This is a genomic window from Streptomyces sp. NBC_01408 (assembly GCF_026340255.1).
Classification (GTDB): domain Bacteria; phylum Actinomycetota; class Actinomycetes; order Streptomycetales; family Streptomycetaceae; genus Streptomyces.
The window spans coordinates 154902-176329 of record NZ_JAPEPJ010000002.1; the positions used below are offsets into that span (position 1 = coordinate 154902).

Consider the following 21428-nt stretch of genomic DNA (forward strand, 5'->3'; position numbering starts at 1 on the left):
CCTGCGCGTGATCAAGAAGGCGCAAGACCGGTCGGATTCGAACCGACGTCCTCCAGCTTGCTGCGTGGGCGCGACGACCTCTGCGCTACGGCCTTGCGCCGACGATCATACGCACCGCCCTCCGGCCGCCGGGCGGCCGCTCAGCCCGGGCGCCACTTCGGACTTGCTCATCCAGCTCACCAGTCGCCGTCCTGTACGGGTTTGCCCGGCCTCGGGGCGTTTCCGAGCGGCGTGACCTGCCCCGGTGCCGGTTCCGCCCAGGGGGTGTGGTCGTCGCCCAGCCACTCCCCCACCGGCTTGACCTGTCCCAGGGTTTCGGGCGCCGCGAGGTCGGCGGCGGTGTCGTCGTAGTAGTCGAACCAGGGCAGTCCGGCCTTGGTGTAGGCGGCCCGGTCGACCGGCGAGGGCGGCGCCTCCTCCCCGGTGATACGGCGCCACGCGGGCGGGGTCACCAGGTGGACGAAGACCCGCGCGGCCGGATCCCCGGCCCAGGCGGACAGCGGCCGTTCGTCGCGGTAGACCTCCTGGCGCATGGAGCCGCCGACCCCCAGCCCCATGGCGGGAGCCGCGGGCGGCTGCGCCGCGCTCCGCGCGCGGGCGGCGCCCGGGGCGGGCGGAGCGCCGGGAGCCGCGGACATCGGCAGGGGCACCGCTGCGCCGTAGCCGCCGAAGGCCGCGGGGGCGCCCGGGGCGCCGGGCGGGGCGGGCGCCGACGGGCCGGTCCGCGGCGGGCGCGCCCGCTGCGCCTCACGCCAGGCGGACAGTTCCCGCGCGTTCAGCGGGAAGGCCTGGAGCTGCACGCCGCCGGTGGTCTCCTCTCCGGTGACCTGCCCCTCGACGGTGGCACCGAGCCCGAGGGGTACGGCGACGAACTGACGCACCGTCCCGTCCCCCGAGTTGATCCCGTCCAGCCACGGCTGCCGGGGCAGGACCAGGTAGTTCTGCGGGGTGCGGGCCGGCCGGCCCGTCCACCGCTCGCCCGAGACGGCGCACACCTTGCCGACGCCGACCTGGAGCGCGGCGGGTTCCCTGGTTCCGGCGAAGCTGAGCCACATGGCCTCGCGCAGGTACACGGGCAGCATCACACCGCCCTTCGCCAGCCACTCCGGCGGCGCCGTGCCCGGGTAGTCCTCCACCCGCCGCAGCGGGAACTCCCCCAGTCCCGGCGGCAGCGCGTGCGTGCCGGACTCCGGCAGCCGCAGGGTCCGGATGAAGCGGATCTGTACCTCGCCCAGCAACAGTGCGTTCCCGTCGACCCGTACCGAACTTACCCCCATTGACCGCCTCCTTCTCCCGGTTCCACCCGATTTCACCGAAAAATCTTCGGCTGAACCGGATCGTTATCCTCAAGTTTTACTCAGATCTAGTGACGCTGCGCCGGTCGACTTCCAAGCTTTCTCGTACACGTGTATTGACGTCCCCCCACGTTCTCGCGGTTCCACGCGGTGCGGAGATCCCTCGACCAGCCACCGCTGGAAGGTGCCCGCATCACGCCCCGCGGTCCCGAGGAAAGAGTGCAGCATGAAGGTTCCCCAGGCCGGTGCGGTCGCCGCAGTGATCGCCCTCGCCCTGACCACCTCCGGGTGCGGCGAAGAGGACAAGGGGACCCTCGCCATCGGCATCAAGTTCGACCAGCCGGGCGTCGGTCTGCGCGAGCCCGGCGGCGTGTTCTCCGGCTTCGACGTGGACGTCGCCACGTACGTCGCCAAGGAGCTCGGCTACAAGCCCGAGCAGATCGAGTTCAAGCGCGTCGACAGCTCCGACCGGGAGCTGCTGCTCCAGTACAACGAGGTCAAGTTCGTCGCCGCCAGCTACTCGATCAGCGAGAAGCGCAAGGAGAAGGTCGACTTCGCCGGCCCGTACTTCACCGCACACCAGGACCTCCTCGTCCGCGCCGACGACACCACCATCACCAAGGCTGAGGACCTCAACTCCAAGAGGCTCTGCTCGGTCACCGGCTCCACCTCGGCGGAGAACGTCAAGAGCAAGCTGGCCCCCAAGGCGAGCGTCCTGGAGCTGCCGGGCTACTCCGAGTGCGTCGTCGCCCTCCAGGACAACCTGGTCGACGCGATGACCACGGACAATTCCATCCTCGCCGGGTACGTGGCCCAGAAGGGCAACGAGGGCAAGTTCAAGCTGACGGGCCACAGCCTGAGCAACGAGAACTACGGAATCGGCCTCAAGAAGGGCGACAAGGCGCTCCAGGGCAAGATCAACGCCGCGCTCAAGAAGATGGTCCAGGACGGCTCCTGGGAAGCGGCCGTGAAGAAGAACTTCGGCCCGAACTACAAGTTCGACCCGGCCCCCGCGATCGCAGCGGGCAACTGACGCCCGTCGACGCCGCGCCGGGATCCGACCAGTCGGAGTCCCAGCGGGCGCCGACCAGGTAGGGCCGTTCCGGCGCCGTACACGGCCGCCGCGGCCGGTTCGTCGAAGCGCGGGTCGTCGACCTGCCTGACGGACCGGGTGCGGCGGCCGTCCGCGTCGGCGCGCGAGCACGTCGAGGCGTAGGGGGTGTCCGGTCGCGCACGACGGACAGGGGGCGGCGATGGACGACCCGCCCGTACCCGCTGCCCACCGTCCCGCCGCCCCACCTCAGCCGCGCGGCGTCCGTGCCGGAGTCGCCTGCTGTCGACTGCCCCGCGTGCGGCATCGGTTGATGCCCGGCCACCTCAGCACGCACGCCGCGTCCCGTCCGTCACGGATTCGGCCACTTCGCCAGGAAATACGGAGCCTCCTCTTCAGCGGGAGGACGGGGTGCTCGTGGTCAGCGGGGGTGAACACCGCAGCTCCGCGCGCCGGACACATGGTTTTTACCTGTTGGGCACATGCCAATGTGAGCCTCGCTCTGCCACCTGATATCCCGCCAATTCCCCGGGCGGGAGCGGTGCGTCCTGGAGAGGTACCCCCACACCATGAAAATCTCCCGCCTGACCCCCTGGGCGGCCGGCCTCGCGGCGGCCGCCCTGGTCGCAATACCGGCCACCGCCTCCGCCGGCCAGCAGCGGACGGCGGCTCCCCACGCCGCGGCGGCCGTGACGGTCGACTCGTACTACGCCCCGGCCGAGGGCAAGACCGGGGCGGCGCTGAAGACCGCCCTGCACGGCATCATCAAGACCCAGTCCAAGGTGTCGTACGACGGTGTCTGGAACGCCCTGAAGGTGACCGACCAGGACCCGGCCAACCCGAACAACGTCATCCTGGTCTACTCCGGCCGCTCCCAGTCCAAGGCCACCAACGGCGGCGGGGCCAACGACTGGAACCGCGAGCACGTCTGGGCCAAGAGCCACGGCGACTTCGGTACCGCCACCGGCCCGGGCACCGACCTGCACCACCTGCGCCCCGAGGACGTCACGGTCAACAGCACCCGGGGCAACAAGGACTTCGACAACGGCGGCAGCCCGGTCGGCGAGGCCCCCGGCAGCCTCACCGACTCCGACTCCTTCGAACCGCGCGACGCGGTCAAGGGCGATGTCGCGCGGATGCTGCTCTACATGGCCGTGCGGTACGAGGGCGGCGACGGCTTCGCGAACCTGGAGATGAACGACAAGGTCAACAACGGCTCGGCCCCCGCACACGGCCGGATCAGCCTGCTGAAGCAGTGGAACCAGCAGGACCCGCCGGACGCCTTCGAGCAGCGCCGCAACCAGATCATCTTCGACACCTACCAGCACAACCGGAACCCCTTCATCGACCACCCGGAGTGGGTCAACTCCATCTGGTAACCGCCCCGGGGAGCCGCAGCGGCCTGCCGGGGGTCGGGCCCGGTCAGGCCGGGTATTCGCACGCCAGAGGCTGCGATCCGCGCCGGTCGGCCGCAGCCGACGGAGGTACGTCGTCATGGACGGAGCCGGACTCTGCGCCAGCGCCGGGACCGGCCCCGTGGGCCGCGGTAGCCGCCGCGGCCCACGGGAGCGGGAGGCAGACCTCGTCGAGGCACGTCCGTGACCTCTCAGAGGCGGTCGGCGAGGGCCTTGAACCCGGTCCAGGGCTGCTGGGGCGGGCGGGAGTCCCAGACCTTCTGGGAGAGCGCCGCCAGGGGCAGCTGGATGCCCGCCGCCACCTGAGCCGGGGTCTGGGCGCCGGACAGGTCGGACCACACGGCGAGGCGGGCTCCCAGTATCTGCTTGCCGTACTGGGCGGGCACGGGGGTGGAGCCGCGCAGCACCAGCGGGGTCCACTCCTCGTAGATCCGCCGGCCGGTGGGGTAGGTGAACTGGTTCGGCTCGCCCAGCACGTAGTAGAGGTACTCGTCGTTGAGGTTGACGACCTTCCGCCCCTCGCGCAGGTACTCCAGCGGCGGGCGGGCGCCGATCTCCTTGCCGGTCCAGTACTCGGCCTGGATGTCCTTGGCCGCGCTGGTCACCCCGCCGGAGAAGAAGCCGTCGTTCCACGCCTTGAGCGCCTTGCCCGACGGACGCACCACGTCCGCGCGGTCGTCGAGCCAGCCCGTCGCCAGGTCCTGGACGCGCGCCGAGGGGCCGTACCGCTGCTGGGCCGCGCGGGCGAGCTGGGGGAAGGAGGCCTGCGGGTCGCGGACGACCAGCGCCTGGTACTCGTCGGCGCCCAGGTGCCAGGCTCCGCCGGGGAACAACGGCAGGTACTCGCGCAGGAGTTCGTCGACGAGCTTCGCCGCCGCCGGATTGGAGATGTCCACGGCGCCCTTCACCGCCCTGCCCTGTACGTCGCGCAGTTGCAGGCCGGGGTGGGCGCGCAGCACCGCGCCGAGGTGTCCGGGCGAGTCGATCTCGGGGACGACCGTGATGTGCAGGGATGCGGCGAGCGCCGTGATGCGGCGCACCTCGGCCTTGGTGAGGTGCGGGGTGGAGACGATCTCGGGGTGGCTGGTGGACTCGATCCGGAAGGCCTGGTCGTCGGAGAAGTGCAGGCCGAGTTGGTTGAGTTTCAGGTCGCCCATCTCGCGCAGCCGGTCCTCTATCCAGTCGGCGGAGAAGTGCTTGCGCGCTATGTCGAGGTTGAGGCCGCGCTGCGGCTTGGCCGGGGCGTCGCGCACGGTTCCCTCGGGGGCCGAACCGGCGGACCGTACGGCTTGTTTGAGGGTGCGGGTCCCGTAGAACACCCCGGCCTCGTCGGGGCCGGTGATCTTGACCCGGCCGTCCTTCACGGTGAGGCTGTACGACTCGGCCGGGCCGGATCCCTTGGCTCCCAGGGCGAGTTCGACATCGCCGGGGCGCGGCGCCGCCGAGTCCGAGAAGCCGAGGCGCAGTTCCCCGGCGAGGAGTTCGGCTTCGTCGGACAGGGCCGCCTTGTCGGCCTGCGCGACGACCACGCGGGCGTCGGGGGCGGGCTTCCAGCCGGGGCCGCGGGCCGGTACGTGCTCCCGTACGGCCGGGATGGTGCGCGGGGCGGTGGACAGGGCGTAGGTGGGGCTCGGGGAGGGGGTGGGCTGGGCGACCGCCGGCGGGGTGGCCGGAGCGCTGCTGCCGGGGGTGGTCGGGGCGGCGGGGGCCCGGGCCTCGTCGGAGGCCGCCGTACAGCCCGGAACGGCAAGACCGACCAGGGCGGCGACCGCTGCCGTCGCTATGACATGGCCTCTCACGTGCATCCTCGGTTTCCGCATCGTGCACCCCTGTCCCCCGTACCAACCTGGCACGGGGGAGGCGCACGCGCGACCCGGCGGCTCGGATCAGGGCGTCGAGGTCAGTGGCGGGGCGGGCGTCAGTGGTGGGCGGGGACTGCGACGGGGGCCTCGGTGGCTCCGCCGGCCGCCGCGATCCGGCCGCTGCGCTCCGTACGGCCGGCCGTACGGCGTTCCAGCGCGCCGGAGACGAGGGCGAGCACGAGGGCGGAGGCGGCCAGCGCCGCGCCGACCCAGTTCGGGGCGGTCCAGCCGAGTCCGGCGGCGATCACGATGCCGCCGAGCCAGGCGGCGAGGGCGTTGCCGAGGTTGAAGGCGCCGATGTTGACGGCCGAGGCCAGGGTGGGCGCACCGGCGGCCTGGTCGAGCACCCGCTTCTGGAGCGGCGGCACGGTGGCGAAGCCGAGGGCACCGATGAGCACGACGGTGACGGCGGCGCCGGCCTTGCTGTGGGCGGTGAGCGTGAAGGCCGCCAGGGTGACGGCGAGCGCACCCAGGGACACGTACAGCATCGGCATCAGCGCACGGTCGGCGAACCGGCCGCCGATGAGGTTGCCGCCGACCATCCCGAGGCCGAAGAGGACCAGGAGCCAGGTGACGGAGGTGTCGGCGAAGCCGGCGACGTCGGTCATCATCGGGGTGATGTAGGTGATCGCGGCGAAGACGCCGCCGAAGCCGAGCACGGTCATCGCCATGGCGAGCAGCACCTGCACGTTGCGGAACGCGGCCAGCTCGTGGCGGATCCGGACGCCCTCGGGCCGGGGCAGGTCGGGCACCAGCCGGGCGATGCCGAGCAGGCCGAGGACGCCGAGCGCGGCGACGATCAGGAAGGTGACGCGCCAGCCGAGGGTCTGCCCGACGAGGGTGCCCAGCGGTACGCCGACCACGTTGGCGACGGTCAGGCCGGTGAACATCATGGCGATGGCGCCGGCCTTCTTCTCCGGGGCGACGAGTCCGGCCGCGACGACCGAGCCGATCCCGAAGAAGGCGCCGTGGGCGAGGGAGGCCACGACGCGCCCGGCGAGCATGACGCCGAAGGCGGGGGCGAGGGCCGAGAGCACGTTGCCCGCGATGAACAGGCCCATGAGCAGCATGAGCATGCGCTTGCGGGGGACGCGGGTGCCGAGGACGGTCATCAGCGGGGCGCCGAGGACGACACCGAGGGCGTAGCCGGTGACCAGGAAGCCCGCGGTGGGGATCGAGACGCCGTATCCGGCGGCGACCTCGGGGAGCAGGCCCATGATCACGAATTCGGTGGTGCCGATCCCGAAGGCCCCGATGGCGAGGGCGAAGAGCGCGAGAGGCATGGGGGAGGTGCCCTTCAGGGGAGGGTGCGGAGGCGGATACGGCGCGGGTGCGGGTGCGGTGCGGGACCCGGCCGACCGGTGCGCGGCCACGATTGCTGCCGCTGCTTACGTGCGTCCACATTAATTGCAGACGCGGGATATTTGCAAGCGCGGGCTATTTCGTTCGTGTTCTATTCTGGTGGCACCGCACGCATCGAAGGAGGAGCCCATGACGGCAACGGACAGCGCGCCCACCGCCCTCTCCCAGGGCTGGTGCGCCCTCTCCCTCCTGCACGGACGGATCGAGGCGCACATCGAGCGGGCCCTCCAGGCGGGGCACGGACTCAGCGTCCGCGAGTACTCGCTGCTCGACGTGCTCAGCCGCCAGCACAGCGGGCCCGGCGGACACCTCCGGATGCACCAGGTCGCCGACTCGGTGGTACTCAGCCAGAGCGCGACCACCCGCCTGGTCAGCCGGCTGGAGGACCGCGGGCTGCTGAGCCGCTACATCTGCGACACCGACCGGCGGGGCATCTACACGGACGTGAGCGAGGCCGGTCTGGCCCTCCTCGCAGAGGCCCGCCCGACGAACGACACGGCTCTGCGCGAGGCGCTGGACGAGGCCGCGCGCAACCCCGAACTGGCCCCGCTAGTCACGGTGGTGGAGAACACCCGGACACCCTCGTAGCGGGTGCCCGGGTGCACCCGGGTCACCCCGCGCCGCCGCCGACCGCTCCGGGCGAGGTCGCCGGGGCCGAGGCGGCCGAAGAGGGGGGCGGGGCCGAGCGGGCCGAAGAGGGCGTTGCCGAAGGCGGAGCCGAGATCGACGGCGAGGTACCCGGCGTCCGCGCGGCCGGTGCGCCCGGCGTCACCGAACGCTCCGGAGCGGGCGAGGTGGCCGGGCCCGGAGTCGGCGCCAGCGACGGGGACGGGGACGGCCGCGGGCTCGGCGACCGCGGCGGTTCCACGGACGGGCCGGGGGCGGTGATCTTCGGCGGGGTCGCGGGGGGCTGCGGGCCGGGAGCCCGGTCCGGGGCGAGCAGCAGGTAGCCGACCCCCGCGGCCGCCGCGGCCAGGCCCGCCAGGGGCAGCGTGAAGCGCCGCAGCCGTACGGCGGGAAGCCGCCTCAGGTGCGGGCCGGGCGGCTCCGCGGGACGCAGCCGGCGAATGTCGATGCCCTCCGCGCGTGCGCCGAGGGCCTGCCGCAGCCGCTGCTCCACGGGGCGTTCGCCGTCGCGCGTCATATCCGTCCCTCCAGGTTCCGTTCCAGCGCGTCCAGGGCGCGGCTCGCGTTCGATTTGACCGCGCCCCGGCTTATGCCGAGGGTCGTCGCGATCTCCGCCTCACTGAGGTCGGCCCAGTAGCGCAGCACCAGCACCTGCCGGCGGCGCGGGGTGAGCCGCCCGAGCGCCGCGAGCACCTCGCGGTGCGCCTCGTCCAGGACCACGTGGTCCTCGGCGGACGGCACGTCGGCCGGTGCGGGCGGGGTCCAGGCCCGCACCGTGCGCCTGCGGCGCAGGACGGAGCGCGAGGTGTTGACGACCGCCGTGCGCAGGTAGCCCAGGGCGTTGTCGACCTCGCTGATGTGCTCCCCGTGGCGGCGGTACAGCGCCGTGAAGGCGTCCTGGACCACGTCCTCGGCGGTGGCCAGGTCGTCGACGAGCAGCACCGCGAGCCGGACCATCCGCAGCCGGTGCGCGTGGTAGAGCTCGGTCACGGTGGGGGGCGGCGGATCGCCGTGGCCGGAGCCGTGTGCGTGCCCGTACGGGGCCCCGTACGGGCGAGGTGAGGCGGGCGGGGCGGAGCGCTCGCGGCGCAGCAACGACCACAGGCCCCGCCACGCCCGGTCGAAGACGGGCGTGGCGGGGCCGGCGGGCGAGACGAGGTGGAGCACAGGATTCCTCAGCCGTTGGCGCGGCGCCGCACGGTGTACAGGGCGCCGGCACCGATGACGATCAGGCCTGCGGCTCCTGCCCCCAGGGCCATGGTGGTCGCGGAGGAGCCAGTATGCGCGAGCTCGGCGTCACCGGGCGCGGCGGTGGGGGCCGCGGAGGGGGCGGTGCCCGTACCCGGCGTCGACACGGACGGGCTGGGCTTGGCGCTCGCGCCGCCCGACGCGGGCGTCGACACGGAGGGCCTGGGCGCGGCGCTCGTGGCCGGAGCCGGGGCGGCGCTGGTCGCCGGGGCGGGCTTGGCCGGGGTGCTCGTGGCCGGGGCGGGGGTGGCGCTGACGGCCGGGGCGGGCGCGGCCGGGGCGGGCGCGGCCGAGGCGAAGGCCGGCCCGGCCAGAGCGGCGAACACCCCGGTGGCGGCCGCGGTGACGGCCGCACGGCGGACGGGCTGGGGGACGCGCTTCAGGTTCTTCACGGTGGTTCTCCACGGTCGGGTCGAGGACGCGGAACTGCGCCCTTCACCCCCGCACGACGCGCGACCCTCGTCGAGGTTGCCGCCGTTCCCGAAAAACTTCCGACCGTGTGCCCTGCGGGCGGCTCGGCGGTGTCCGGTCCGGCTGCGCGCACGAGCCCGGGCTGCGCCCGGCCCCCTGGGGCTCCGCCCCAGACCCCGCGCCTCAAACGCCGGCGGGGCTGGATTTAGCCCTGGCATCGCCCCTGGGGGCAAGCGGCCTGGTCGGTGGGGTCGGTCCGCGGGGCCGCTCCGGGCTGTCTCCTCGGCTCGCGCACTGAGCCCGATCAAGAAGGGTCAGGCCGGTTGCGCGCTCGTCCTGCGGGGACAACCCTGCGCGTCCCCACTCCCCTCCACCACGGCTTCGCCTTCCGAAGCCCGGGCGTGGGGCGGGGTCGCGCAGGAGAGTCCCCGCAGGACGAGCGCGCAACCTGGGCCGGACTGTCGTAGCCGGGGCTCAGTGCGCGAGCCGAGGAGACGCTCCGGAGCGACCCCGACCCACACCCGAAGCCAAACCCAGCCTCGCCGGCGTTTGAGGCGCGGGGTCCGGGGCTGAGCCCCGTGCAACGGTGAGCGCCGTGGACAGCGTGGCGATGCCTTCCTCGATCTCGGCGGCCGGGCCCGACGCGTAGCCGAGGATCAGGCCCGGAGGGCCCGGGCGGAGGCGGTGCCAGGAGAGCGGGTGGCATTTGACGCCGAGGGCGAGGGCGGCCGACGCGAGGGCGGTGTCCTCGAAGCGGGCGCCGTCGAAGGTGACCGTCAGGTGGAGCCCGGCCGCCGCGCCGTGGACCCGGGCGCCCGGCAGCAGGTCGGCGACGGCCCGCAGCATGGCGTCCCGGCGGCGCCGATGGCGGCGGCGCAGGAAGCGCAGGTGCCGCTCCAGCTCGCCGGAGTCCATCAGCCGGGCGAGGACGAGCTGGGCGAGCACCGGGTTGCCGAGGTCGGCGTACCGTTTGGCGGCGATCACGGTGTCCCGGTGGCGGGCCGGGACCAGGAGCCAGCCCAGGCGCAGTGCGGGGGCCAGCAGCTTGGACACGCTTCCGGCGTAGCAGACGCCTTCCGGCAGCAGGGCGCGCAGCGCGGGTACGGGGGCGCGGTCGTAGCGGTGTTCGGCGTCGTAGTCGTCCTCGATGACCAGTCCCCCGGCGGCGGCCCAGCCGAGCAGGTCCCGGCGCCGGTCCCCGTCCAGCACCACCCCGGTCGGGAACTGGTGCGCCGGGGTGAGCAGCACGGCCCGGGCCCCGCTCGCCCGGAGCGCGGCCACGTCCAGCCCGGCCTCGTCCACCGGTACGGCCACGGTCTCCAACTGTCCGTACTCCAGCTGCTGCCGGGCCCCGAGCGAGCCGGGGTCCTCCACCGCGACCCGGTGTACGCCCGCCTCGCGCAGCACGTGCGCCAGCAGGGCCAGCGCCTGGGCCACGCCGGCCACGATCACCACGTCCCCGGGGTCGACGCGGATCCCCCGGTTGCGCGCCAGCCAGCCGGCGACGGCCTCCCGGAGTGCGGGTGCGCCCTGCGGGTTGCCGTAGCCGAAGTCGCCCGGGGTGAGGGCGGCGAGCACCCGGCGCTCGGCTTGCAGCCAGGCGGTCCGGGGGAAGGCGGCCAGGTCCGGGACCCCGGGCGAGAGGTCGATCCGGCAGGGTACGGCGCGCAGCGCGTCCACCAGTCCCGCCCCGGCGTTCCGCGCGAGGGCTCCCCCGATCACCGGGTCGGCAGGGAACGGCGACGGGGGCGGCGGCCCGGTCGACGGCGGAGGGGCCGGCGGGGCCGCGGCGACCACCGTGCCCGCCCGGCCGCGCCCCGAGACCTGTCCGGTCTCCGCCAGCCGCTGGTACGCCTCGGTGACCAGCCCCCGGGAGACCTGCAGCTCGGCGGCGAGCACCCGGCTGGCCGGGAGCCGGCTGCCGACCGGCAGGGTGCCGTCGGCGATGGCGGCGCGCAGCCGGCCCGCCAGCCACTCGGTGCGGCCGCCCGACGGGGCCTGCCCGATGTCGAGCTGGAGGAAGTCCGAGCCGACCTGCCCGGCCGTGCCCGGCTCCCCCGCTCCCGTTTTGGACCCCTCGACTGCGCCCTCTTTGGACCTGCTCACTGAACCATTGTGGCGCCAGGCTGGGCGCATGGACACACCACCCGCCACCGCTCTGCGGGACCTGGCCCCCGGTATCGCGGGGATGGCGCTGGTCGGCAGCAGCGTCACCGTCTCCCGTTCCCTCGTCGACGCCCCGCTGTTCGCCACCCAGGCCGTCCGGTACGCGGTCGCCGCCCTGCTCCTGCTCGCCCTGGCCCGCGCCGCCCGGGTACCGCTCGTGCGGCCCCGCGGCCGGGAATGGCTGTGGCTGGCCGGGATCGCGGCGACCGGGCTGGTGCTGTTCAACGTGGCCGTCGTCCGCGGGGTATCCCATGCCGAACCGGCCGTCATCGCCGTCGCGGTGGCGTCCGTACCGGTTCTGCTCGGGGTGATCGGCCCGTTCCTGGAGGGCCGGCGGCCCAGCCGTCAGGTGCTGCTCGCGGCCCCGGTCGTCGTGGCCGGAGCGGTGCTCGTCGAGGGGACGGGCCGGACCGACGCCGCGGGGGTCGCCTGGGCGGTGCTCGCGCTGGGCTGCGAGGCCGCGTTCACCCTGCTCGCCGTGCCCGTGCTGCGGCGGCACGGCGCCTGGGGGGTCTCGGTGCACACGGTGTGGCTGGGGGCGGTGATGCTGGCGGTGCTGGCGGTCCTGTTCGAGCAGCCCTCCGACCTGGGGTCGCTCGGAACGGCCCAGTGGGCGGCCGCCGGGTACCTCGCGGTGCTGGTGACGGCCGTGGCCTTCCTCCTCTGGTACCGCACGGTGGCCGCGGTGGGCGCGGGCCGGGCCGGACTGCTGACCGGGATCGCCCCGCTGGCCGCGGCGGGCACCGGGGTCCTCACGGGCGGCGGTGTGCCGGGCCCCGCGGTGTGGCTGGGGCTGGCCGTGGTGATCGCCGGTCTGGCGGCCGGGCTGCGCCCGCGGCGCACGGCCGGTACGAAGGCCCGTACGGCCCGCCCTGCCCGTGCTGCCGCTGCCCGTGCTGCCCGCACGGAGGCGCGGACCGCGGACACGGGCCGCGCCAGGGACGCGGGCCCCGCCGCGGACACGGCCCGGACCACGGAGGCCGGCCGGGCCGCCGGTGGGGCCGCGCCCGGGCCCCGTACCGACCGGGCGTCCACGTCCCCTTGAGGGCGCCGGGCCCTGTGGATCACAATCCGCAGATGGCGACGGATCCGTACAGCAGCTGGATGCGGTACTTCTCCCCCACCGCCAACCACCGCAGACTCGGCCTGGTCTGCCTCGGGGTGGGGGTGCAGCAGGGTGCGCTCCCGGTCGTGGGACCCCGCGCCCTCGACCACCACGTCGCCGTGGTGGTGACGCGCGGCCGGGGCTGGTTCAGCCACGGCGGACGGCCCGCGCAGCCGGTGACGGCGCCCGCGCTGCTGTGGCTGGTGCCCGGTGTGGAACACCACTACGGGCCCGATCCGCGGACCGGCTGGGACGAGTGCTTCGTGGACTTCGCCGGCCTGAGCGTGGCCGCGTACACCGACCTCGGCTACCTCACCCCGGACCGCCCGGTGGTGCCCCTGAGCGGCACGGCCGGGGTGCAGCACGTGGTCGACGGGATCGTACGGGCCGCCCGGCGCGGCGGCCCGCTGCTGGAGGTCGAGGCCGCGGCGGCCGTGCACGCGCTGCTCGTGGCCCTGCGCTACGCCCGCGCCGAGGTCTCCCGGCAGGGCTACACAGTGATGGACGCCCTGGTGCGGGACGCCCTGCTGCCGATATCGGTGGCCGAGCACGCCGCCCGGCTCGGGATGCCGCTGCCGCAGCTGCGCCGCGCGGTGCGGCGCAGCACCGGCGAGGGGGTGAAGGAGTACCTGCTGGGCATCCGGCTGAGCCGGGCCAAGGAACTGCTGGCCCGCACCGACCTGCCGGTCGCCGGGGTGGCCCGCCGGGTCGGCTACGAGGATCCGGCCTACTTCAGCCGCCTGTTCAGCCGCCGCGTGGGCATGGCGCCGGTCCGCTTCCGCGCCCAGCAGTCGGTACGGGGTCCGGTCCGCTGACGCCACCGGCCGGCCTGTCAGAATCTGCGCCGACCTGTCAGAACGCGCGCTGCGCATAGCAGAAGAGGTGCTCCTCGGGGCCCGCCAGCGCGTCGGCGGGCTGGAAGGGCGCCGTGTGGTGGTGCAGCACCTCCAGGCCCCGGTCGGCGAGCCTCGTGAGGTGGTCCTCCGTGGAGAGGCTGCTGACGGTGACCTCGTGGCCCATCCACTCGATGTCCAGGCGCCTGATGTCCCCCGGCACCGTGGCCATCACGAAGTAGCCGCCCGGCGCGACCCACGACGCCATGCGGTCCAGCGCCTCCGCGACCTCCGGCTGGTCCATCACCAGCAGGGGGAAGAAGGCGCACACCGCGTCGAATCCGCCCGGCCCGGGCGTGTACGTGCGGACGTCGGCCTGTTCGAAGCGGGCCTGTGGGACCCGGGTGCGGGCCAGGGCGACCATGGCCGCCGAGACGTCGATGCCGGTCACGGCGCAGCCGGCCCGGACCAGTGTCTCGGCGGTGGGCCGTCCGGTTCCGCTGCCCACGTCCAGTACCCGGGCTCCGCCGGGCAGCCGGGCGGTGAGCCAGTCGAGGGCGTCGAGCTGGCCGGGCAACCGCCCGAACGCCTCCTCGTAGCGCTCCCCCAGCGCGTCGAACACCTCTGCCGCTGACTTGCGTCGGCTCATCGGGCCGCCCTTCGTCTCGGTGGAGCCACCGTACAAGCTCACGGGCGGTGGCCGACGTTGAGTTCCGCGACCGAGGTCCACGCGTTGCCGCCCACCTCTCGCGTGGCTTTGAGCCTGAGGTAGCGCGCGGTGCGCGGGGGGAAGGAGACGTCCTGCTGGGCGGTGCTGTCGGGGAAGGTCCCGGAGGCGGCGGCCGGGCCCCAGGTGAGGCCGTCGGTGGAGGTGAACACCTGGTAGTCGGCGATGCGGCCGTTGGTCTGGCTCTGCCGGGGCAGGTAGTGGAGGGCCGAGACGTTGTACGAGGCGCCGAGGTCGAGGGTGATCTCGTGCGGCATCGGCGCGGTGGCGGCGTACCACTGGGTGTGCCAGAGGGTGGAGCTGTCGCCGTCCAGGACGTTCGCGGCGCTGCCGTTCTCCCCTGCGGTCTCCTGGCTGTCGACCGCGTGCACGCTCATCTGGCCCTGGGGTACGAGGAGTTCACCGCCCTCCGCGGGTCCGAGGTCGTCCACGGTCAGGTCGTCGAGGATGAGGTCCGCCTCGTTGTGGGAGTTCTCGGGGGTGACCTTGCGTACGCCGATCCAGGCGTCGGCCCCGGCGGTGAAGGTCTTGGTGAAGGTGGTGGGCGTACGGGCCTGGTTCAGGGCGGTGGTGGTCTCGGTGGAGCCGGATCCGGTGACGAACTGGTAGTCGCCGCTGAATCCGCTCTCGTAGCCGAAGGTCACCTTGTACGAGCGGCCCTGGGTCAGGCGCAGGGTCTGCGGGAGGGTCCGGTAGACGAGGCCGGTCCGCTCCTCGTGCGATTTGAGGGAGTTCCGTCCGGAGATCACGTCGTCGACCAGCTTCCCGTTCCAGCCGGCCTGGGTGTACGGGGCGTTGCGCTGGGCGATGTGGGTGCGCGGGTCGGTGGCGGAGCCGCCCGCGCCGCCGAAGGCGAAGGGGCCCCAGCCGGCGTCGGTGTTCTCGAAGTCCTCGGCGAACCAGTGGCCGCCGAGCGGGGTGCGGGCGGAGGGGACCACGCGTACGTCGTCCAGGTACACGGTGCCGGCTCCGGCGGCCGCGGACAGTCCGAGGGTGGCGGTGGACCGGCCGGCCGGGACGTCGAAGAGCACCTTCATGCGCTGCATCCGGGTGCCGTTCTTCTCGCTGCCGCCGAGGCTGTTCGTGAGGGTCGAGGAGTCGGCGTACACGGAGGCCGCGGGGCCGCCGGCCGGGGTGACGGTGAGGGTGGCGGCCCGGCCCGTGGGGGTGGAGACCCAGACGGAGGCCGCGTAGGTGCCGGGGGTGAAGCCGGTGAGCTGCTGGGACACGGCCGGGGTGGTGCCGGGGGCGAAGGTGAGCTCGCTCTGGCCCTGGGCGTTGCGGGTGACGGCCGCGCCGGTCCCGCTGACGTTCCAGGCGGCGAGGTCGCCCGCGTAGAAGGAGGGGTCCTTGACGGGGGTGCCCTCGCCCCAGCGGGGGTCGGCCGGGGCGGGTGCGGCGCCGTTGCTGACCACGTAGGCGGTGCGGGCGGTGGCGTTGATGGTGACCTGGTTGCCGGCGCCGACGGTGAGGTCGCCGACCGGCCGGCGGCCGGTGTCGGTGAGGGCGTGGAGCTTGGGGGCGCTCCAGCCGGCGGGCAGGGTCCACGTGGTGGAGCCGCCCTTGTCGTTCCAGTGGTAGAGCTTGCCGTCGCGGGGCAGCAGGTAGGTGTCGCCGGACAGGACGGTGCGGCCGCCGGTGGTGATCCGGCGCTTGTTGCCGGTGGTGGTGACGGTGGTGCCGTTGGCGAGGGTGACCGTGTCGGGGGTCCACTGCACGACGGGGGATTCCTGGAGGTATTTGGTCGGCAGGTTGACGCCGAAGGTGGTGTTCAGGAAGGCGGTGAAGTCCTTCTTGCCCTGCCAGCCCTCGTAGGCGGTGACTTCGGCGCCGCCGAGCAGCGGGTTGCGGGCGATCCAGTCGTCCTTGGCGTGGTTGGCGACGAACCGGGCGATGGTGGAGTTGATGCCCTTCAGGTCGCTGCCGCCGTAGTTGACGTCGGTGGCCCAGTGGTGCCAGAGGGACTGCTCGGTCAGGGTGTTGGGGAACTCCGTGGTCAGCTGGAGGCCGAGGCCGGAGATCTCGCGCTGGAGTTTGCGCGAGACGTATCCGTCGCCGTACCAGACGTCCACGTAGAGGAAGTCGAGCCCGGGGGCTGCGGCCTTGAGGTCCTGGAGGCGCTTCAGGCGCTGTCCGGACTGGCCGTCCTTCCGGGTGTCGACGTAGTACGACTGGTCGAGCCAGTCCCAGCCGGGTCCGCCGCTCTGGTGGGCCGGGTCGAAGGTGGCCGAGACCGGGTACTCCTCGGTGGCGTTGACGTGCACCCCGAAGTCGGCGTTGTAGGCGTGGCCCGCGCTGGTGAGGGTGTTGAGGTCCACGGCGCCGCCGAGTTTGGAGCCCACGTTCTTGTAGTCCATGTGCGCCGAGTCGTGGCCCTCGGAGGCGTAGCCCTTGAGGAGGACGAACTGTCCGAGGCCGTCGGTGGCGAGGCTGACGCGCTTGGTCTCGTCGAGGGTCTGGGCGAAGGGGTGCGTGGCCTGGGAGGCGAAGTTGAAGGGGATCCGCTGCACGACGCGGTTCGCGGTGTCCTGCCAGCCGGTGGGCGGGGTCCAGATGTCACGGTAGGCGATGGCGGCGTCCTGCCAGTCGACGACGGAGTCCGCGTTGCGGTCGGCCGTGATCGCGACGCGGGCGTACGGGAGCGGCTCGGTGTCGCCGTCCGCGGCGCCCGCGGGCCGGTGGAGCCAGGCTCCGCTCCACAGGCCGGCCCGGCGGTAGCCGCCCTGGTCGGTGATCCGTTTGCTGATCCGGCCGTTCTCGCGGGCGGTGCCGCCCGAGGGGGTGTCGTAGAGGGAGTTCGAGTCGATGGCGGCGGCCAGTTTGCCGGTGTTGGCCAGCCCGTACATCACGGTGGTGGCGGCGGGGTCGGCGGGAGTGTTCGCGGTGACGGGGGTGAAGGTGTCCCCGGTGCCGGTGGTGGCGGTGTGCATGGTCGCCGTGGACAGTGCGGCGCCGGGCTGGTCGCTGCGGACGCTGACGAGGTGGTGTTCGGGGATCGCGAGGCTGTGTACGCGCAGGGCGGCGGTGTCCTCGATGGCGGTGACCTTGAACTCCACGACCGAACCGGCCACCGAGAGCCGGGACCTGATGGTCACTCCGGAGAAGGCGAGCGCGTAGTCCACGCCGGAGACGGAAGGGGTGGAGGTCACGGTGGGGGTGTACGTGGTCCCGTTGACGAGGATCGCGCCGATGGCGTGCTCGTTGCCGTGCAGGACGTCCCCGGTGGCCCGCCGTGTGTAGGAGATGACGCGGGGGAAGCCGCTGTCCACGCTCACGGCCAGTTCGGGGGAGGTGATCGTGACGGGTGCGGCCGCCGCGGCGGGCTCGGCGGGCGCGGCCACGACCAGGGTGGCGACCAGGCCGGCCACCGCGGCCGCGACCGGCCGGTGGGGGGTTCGCATCGGGCCTCCGGGAGTCGGCGCTTCCTTGGCGGAAGACCGCACGGCTCGAAGGCGCGGGCGGTCCGCTCACTGACCTGACAGCTTGCGGACCGGGTACCGGGCAGGCCCATGGACAAAGCGGAGCGCTGTCCTGGACTTCCGTACACGGGAGGTGCGTGCGGGGCTACGCGGAGGCGGGAACCAGCACGACGGCCGTGCCGTACGCGCACACCTCGGTGCCGACGTCGGCGGCGTCGGTCACGTCGAAGCGCATCATCAGGACGGCGTTCGCACCCCGCGCCTTGGCCTGTTCGATGAGCCGGTCCATGGCCTGATTGCGGGTCTCCACCAGGGTCTTGGTGAGGCCCTTCAGCTCGCCGCCGATCATCGACTTCAGTCCCGCGCCGATCTGGCTGCCGAGGTGGCGGGAGCGTACGGTCAGCCCGAAGACCTCGCCGATGACCTGCTCGACCCGGTAGCCGGGGACGTCGTTGGTCGTCACGACGAGGACACCTGTTTCGTGGGCCCCCGCGCCGCCGCCATAGTCTTCGATACCCATGGCACCCACTCTGGCGCCGCCCGCGGCCGCCCGCATCCGGAGGCCGGGGGGTCAGGGCAGCCGGGCGGCGAGGCCGAACTCGTGGGCCACGACCACGGCCTGTGCCCGGCTGGACACCTCCAGCTTGCTCATGCACCGGTGCACATGGGTCTTGACGGTGGCGGCGCTGAGGAAGAGCCGCCGGGCGATGTCGGGGTTGGAGAGCCCGGCGCCGACCAGACCGAGCACCTCGCGTTCGCGCGGGGTCAGTGCGGCCAGGCCCGGGTGCGGGGCGCGGGCGACGGGGGCGGCGTACGCGTCGATCAGCCCGCGCAGCGCCTGGGGGCTGAAGAGCATCTCGCCGGCGTGCACGGTGGCGATGGCGGCGAGCAGCCGGTCCGGCGGGGTGTCCTTGAGGAGGAAGCCGCCCGCCCCGGCCTGGATGGCCCGGAAGACGTACTCGTCGGAGTCGAAGGTGGTCAGGACGAGCACCTTGGGCCGCTCGGGTGCCGCCCCGTGCGCGGCGAGGATCCGCTCGGTGGCGGCGATGCCGTCCGTGCCGGGCATCCGGACGTCCATGAGGATCACGTCGGGGCGGGTCTCGGCCGCGAGCCGGACGGCTTCCTCGCCGTCCTGTGCCTCGCCGACGACCTCGAAGCCGGGGGCGGCGGCCAGCAGGGCGGTCAGCCCGGACCGGATCAGGAACTGGTCGTCGACGACGAGCACCCTCAGCATCCGTGTCCCCTCCCCCGCTGTCCGTGTTCGTTCACGCGCCACGCCCCGCGCGTGGCACCGGCACCCTCAGGCTGACCTCGAAACCGCCCTCGGGGGCGGGTTCGGCGGTCACCGTGCCGTGGTAGATCGTCGCCCGCTCGCGCATCCCGATCAACCCCTGACCGGCAGTTTTCCGCATGGCGGCGGCAGGGCGGGGCCGCGGGCGGCCGCTCCCGTCGTCCTTGACGCGGACCCGGACCTCGTCCGCGGCGTAGTGGACGCGGACGGTGGTCCGGGCGTCCGGAGCGTGCTTGATGACGTTCGTCAGCGCCTCCTGGACCACGCGGTAGGCGCACAGATCGATCCCGGGCGGCAGGTCGTACGCCGTCCCCGTGATCCGCACGTCCACGGGAACCCCGGCCTCACCGACCCGCCGGACCAGCTCGTCCAGCCGCCCGAGCCCGGAGGCCCCGGAGGCCCGGGAGGCGCCGGGGTCCGCCTGGGCCGCCTGCGCCGCCGCCCGGGCGGGGTCCTCCTCGCGCAGGACCACCAGCATCCGGCGCATCTCCGCCAGGGCCTCCCGCGCGCTGTCACCGATCGTGTCCAGGGCGCGGCGGGCGGTCGGCGGGTCCGAGGAGAACACGTATCCGGCGAGTCCGGTCTGGACGGAGATCACCGAGACGTGGTGCGCGATGACGTCGTGGAGTTCCCGGGCGATCTGGATGCGTTCCTCCGTCACCGCCCGGCGGGCCTTCTCCTCCTGCTCCAGGCGGAGTTGGCGGGTGAGCTCGCGCAGGCGGCGGGAACCGTCACCGGCGACCCAGCAGACGACGGTGGCGACGGTCACGAAGGCCGCGCTGATCGCGACGCCGCCCGGCTCGGCGAGCCGGGTGCCCCACAGGAGCACCGCGAGCGTCGCGGCCGCGCACCTGAGGGACATCCGGCGGGGGCGCAGGGAGGCCGCCGTGTAGAGGGCGGTGAACATTCCGCACACGGCGACCACGTGGTAGTAGCCGAGGGTGAAGTAGGTGCCGACCCAGAGTCCGGTACTCACCATGACCGCCAGGGGGTGGCGGCGGCGCAGCACGAGCGGCAGGTAGACCGCGGCGATCAGGGCGTAGGCGAGGGCGTCGGTCTCCCGCCAGTAGCCTTCCGGATCCGCCCAGTTGTGGAGCAGCGTGGAGGACATCCACAGCGAGCCCACGGCCCACACGATCTCACCGACGGCCGGAAGCACGGCACGGATCCGCACCGCCACCGGGTGTGCGGACAACTGCACGTCAACCCCCTTTGTGTACCCCTCTGGTTGTACAGGGTCGCTCACCAGAGGGGTAGGCGGGTTTCAATCCCTGGATGGGCGCGCGGCAGGGGTGTCCGTCCGTAGATTTCGTCTCGCCGGTTCACCGGCCGGCATCGGCCCCACCCCCCGGGCCCCGCCGCGCGGCCGTGCCCGTTCGGGGGCGGGCACGGCCGCGTGCTCGTCCGCGCCCTGGAGAGGGAGCGGGCGCGGTAGGGGCACGGTACGGGTGCCAGACAATGCCCCGGATGGGGCATATCGGGCTAAATGGCGGTGAGTCATCCCGGCTGCACGCCCCTCGATGGCCATAGTCGTCCGTGGCAACCCCCCGGTTGCCGCCCCGTGCCGCGTACCGCGGCCGGGCGGATGACTTCGTAGAGGAGCCGGCTCATGCTGAAGCCCACCAGGACCATCCTCGCTCTCGCCGCCGGAAGCCTGGTGCTCGGTCTGGTCGGGGCGGGCGTCGCCGTCGCGGACGAGGAGCCGATGGCCACCCTGCCTTCGCACGAGACCGTCGTCGGCGGGTCCGACCACAAGTCCGTGATCGGCAAGGTCGTCTCGCGCGGCCCGCTGAAGGTCCGTAGCAAGCCGACCACCCGCTCGAAGAGCCTCGGCGAGGTGTACCCGAACCGCACGGTCGAGATCGAGTGCAAGAAGAACGGCGAGTCGGTGGACGGCAACCGCATCTGGTACCGCCTGCAGGAGAAGAAGAGCGATTGGGAGAACGGGACCGACGAGAACGGGACCGACGAAGAGGGCACGGACGAAGAGAGCACGGACGAAGACGGCACCGAGGAAGACGGCACGGAGGAGAACGGCACCGGCGAGACCGGCACCGGGGGCAACGGCGGCACCGGCGGCAACGGCGGCAACGGCGGCTGGCAGAACCGCCCGAACCCGCAGACCCGCAAGTACGACAAGGAGCGCTGGGTGGCCGCCCGCTACGTCAAGAACCAGTCCTCGGTGCGGTACTGCCACTGACCCCTGACCGCCGTCCGGCGCCCTTCGCGGGCGCCGGACGGGCCCGTGTGCGGGGCCGGGCCGCGCCGGTCAGTCCGCCGGGCGTACGGTGCGCGGTCCCACGCACCGTACGCCGTACGCCCGGACCCGCTCGCGCAGTTCACGGTCCGCCGTGACCACCACGCAGCCGCGGTCCGCGTGGGCGGCGGCCAGCTCCACGATCCGGTCGTCCCCGCTGCCGGGCGCCGGATCCACCCGTACCCCGGGCACGGATTCGACGCCCCGGGCGGCGCCCTCGACGACGAGGATGATCTCCTCGCCCTCGTTCCGCGCCGCCAGCAGGTCGCGCAGCCGCTCGGCCGCGCCGCGGCGGTCCCGCCACCAGCCGTCCGGGACCGATCCGACCACGTTGGCCGCGTCCACGATCAGCATGCCGT

The 21428-nt window shown here is 73.4% G+C and carries 19 protein-coding genes and 1 tRNA gene; 6 read left to right on the forward strand and 14 right to left on the reverse strand.

Going from position 1 to position 21428, the window contains the following annotated elements; genetic code table 11:
* Positions 1-22 precede the first annotated feature (22 nt).
* A tRNA-Cys gene (locus tag OG447_RS23200) sits at positions 23-95 on the reverse strand.
* A gap of 81 nt (positions 96-176) precedes the next feature.
* A complete protein-coding gene (locus tag OG447_RS23205) occupies positions 177-1277 on the reverse strand; it encodes a hypothetical protein (protein ID WP_266939097.1) in 1101 nt (366 codons plus the stop codon).
* Between the two features lie 244 nt (positions 1278-1521).
* On the opposite strand from OG447_RS23205, the gene OG447_RS23210 reads away from it, so the two are divergent.
* A complete protein-coding gene (locus OG447_RS23210) occupies positions 1522-2328 on the forward strand; it encodes a glutamate ABC transporter substrate-binding protein (RefSeq protein WP_266939098.1) in 807 nt (268 codons plus the stop codon).
* Between the two features lie 587 nt (positions 2329-2915).
* Positions 2916-3725 (forward strand): endonuclease I family protein, encoded by an 810-nt coding sequence (locus OG447_RS23215; protein WP_266939099.1) that lies wholly within the window; start codon positions 2916-2918, stop codon positions 3723-3725.
* A gap of 227 nt (positions 3726-3952) precedes the next feature.
* On the opposite strand, the gene OG447_RS23220 is transcribed toward OG447_RS23215, so the two are convergent.
* Both OG447_RS23220 and OG447_RS23225 read right to left on the reverse strand, forming a co-directional pair.
* Positions 3953-5566 carry a glycoside hydrolase family 20 protein gene (locus OG447_RS23220; RefSeq protein WP_266939100.1) on the reverse strand — a complete coding sequence of 538 codons (1614 nt, stop codon included), beginning with the start codon at positions 5564-5566 and terminating at the stop codon, positions 3953-3955.
* A gap of 113 nt (positions 5567-5679) precedes the next feature.
* Positions 5680-6906 carry an MFS transporter gene (locus OG447_RS23225; protein ID WP_266939101.1) on the reverse strand — a complete coding sequence of 409 codons (1227 nt, stop codon included), beginning with the start codon at positions 6904-6906 and terminating at the stop codon, positions 5680-5682.
* A gap of 208 nt (positions 6907-7114) precedes the next feature.
* On the opposite strand from OG447_RS23225, the gene OG447_RS23230 reads away from it, so the two are divergent.
* Positions 7115-7573: a MarR family winged helix-turn-helix transcriptional regulator gene (locus OG447_RS23230; RefSeq protein ID WP_266939102.1), complete on the forward strand. Its 459-nt coding sequence runs from the start codon at positions 7115-7117 to the stop codon at positions 7571-7573.
* 22 nt (positions 7574-7595) lie between these two features.
* Here OG447_RS23230 and OG447_RS23235 read toward each other — a convergent pair whose 3' ends face one another.
* The 4 genes from OG447_RS23235 to OG447_RS23250 form a co-directional block, all read right to left on the reverse strand.
* A complete protein-coding gene (locus tag OG447_RS23235; protein WP_266939103.1) occupies positions 7596-8129 on the reverse strand; it encodes a hypothetical protein in 534 nt (177 codons plus the stop codon).
* Complete coding sequence (locus tag OG447_RS23240; RefSeq protein WP_266939104.1) at positions 8126-8779, reverse strand: RNA polymerase sigma factor; 654 nt, start codon at positions 8777-8779, stop codon at positions 8126-8128. The genes OG447_RS23235 and OG447_RS23240 overlap by 4 nt, the downstream gene beginning before the upstream one ends.
* Positions 8780-8787: 8 nt before the next feature.
* Positions 8788-9252 (reverse strand): LAETG motif-containing sortase-dependent surface protein, encoded by a 465-nt coding sequence (locus tag OG447_RS23245; protein ID WP_266939105.1) that lies wholly within the window; start codon positions 9250-9252, stop codon positions 8788-8790.
* Positions 9253-9745: 493 nt separating this feature from the next.
* Entirely contained in the window at positions 9746-11377 is a 1632-nt protein-coding gene (locus OG447_RS23250; protein ID WP_266939106.1) for a PLP-dependent aminotransferase family protein, read from the reverse strand.
* Between the two features lie 28 nt (positions 11378-11405).
* Between OG447_RS23250 and OG447_RS23255 the strand changes: the two genes are divergently transcribed.
* Positions 11406-12482 carry a DMT family transporter gene (locus OG447_RS23255; protein WP_266939107.1) on the forward strand — a complete coding sequence of 359 codons (1077 nt, stop codon included), beginning with the start codon at positions 11406-11408 and terminating at the stop codon, positions 12480-12482.
* A 32-nt stretch (positions 12483-12514) separates the two neighbouring features.
* Positions 12515-13357: an AraC family transcriptional regulator gene (locus OG447_RS23260; RefSeq protein WP_266939108.1), complete on the forward strand. Its 843-nt coding sequence runs from the start codon at positions 12515-12517 to the stop codon at positions 13355-13357.
* Between the two features lie 37 nt (positions 13358-13394).
* Here the strand turns inward: OG447_RS23260 and OG447_RS23265 are convergent, their stop codons facing one another.
* From OG447_RS23265 to OG447_RS23285, 5 genes are all read right to left on the reverse strand, one after another.
* Positions 13395-14024, reverse strand: coding sequence for a bifunctional 2-polyprenyl-6-hydroxyphenol methylase/3-demethylubiquinol 3-O-methyltransferase UbiG (locus OG447_RS23265; protein ID WP_266939109.1), 630 nt, complete (start codon positions 14022-14024; stop codon positions 13395-13397).
* 38 nt (positions 14025-14062) lie between these two features.
* Positions 14063-17503 carry an endo-alpha-N-acetylgalactosaminidase family protein gene (locus OG447_RS23270; RefSeq protein ID WP_266939110.1) on the reverse strand — a complete coding sequence of 1147 codons (3441 nt, stop codon included), beginning with the start codon at positions 17501-17503 and terminating at the stop codon, positions 14063-14065.
* 163 nt (positions 17504-17666) lie between these two features.
* Positions 17667-18041 (reverse strand): YbjQ family protein, encoded by a 375-nt coding sequence (locus OG447_RS23275; protein WP_266939111.1) that lies wholly within the window; start codon positions 18039-18041, stop codon positions 17667-17669.
* Between the two features lie 51 nt (positions 18042-18092).
* On the reverse strand, positions 18093-18755 hold the full coding sequence (locus OG447_RS23280; RefSeq protein WP_266939112.1) for a response regulator transcription factor: 663 nt from the start codon (positions 18753-18755) through the stop codon (positions 18093-18095).
* A gap of 31 nt (positions 18756-18786) precedes the next feature.
* Positions 18787-20013, reverse strand: a complete 1227-nt coding sequence (locus tag OG447_RS23285) for a sensor histidine kinase (protein ID WP_266939113.1) — start codon at positions 20011-20013, stop codon at positions 18787-18789.
* A gap of 408 nt (positions 20014-20421) precedes the next feature.
* Between OG447_RS23285 and OG447_RS23290 the strand changes: the two genes are divergently transcribed.
* Positions 20422-21012 carry an SH3 domain-containing protein gene (locus OG447_RS23290; protein WP_266939114.1) on the forward strand — a complete coding sequence of 197 codons (591 nt, stop codon included), beginning with the start codon at positions 20422-20424 and terminating at the stop codon, positions 21010-21012.
* A 69-nt stretch (positions 21013-21081) separates the two neighbouring features.
* Here OG447_RS23290 and OG447_RS23295 read toward each other — a convergent pair whose 3' ends face one another.
* Positions 21082-21423, reverse strand: a complete 342-nt coding sequence (locus OG447_RS23295; RefSeq protein ID WP_266939115.1) for an NTP pyrophosphohydrolase — start codon at positions 21421-21423, stop codon at positions 21082-21084.
* Between the last annotated feature and the right edge of the window lie 5 nt (positions 21424-21428).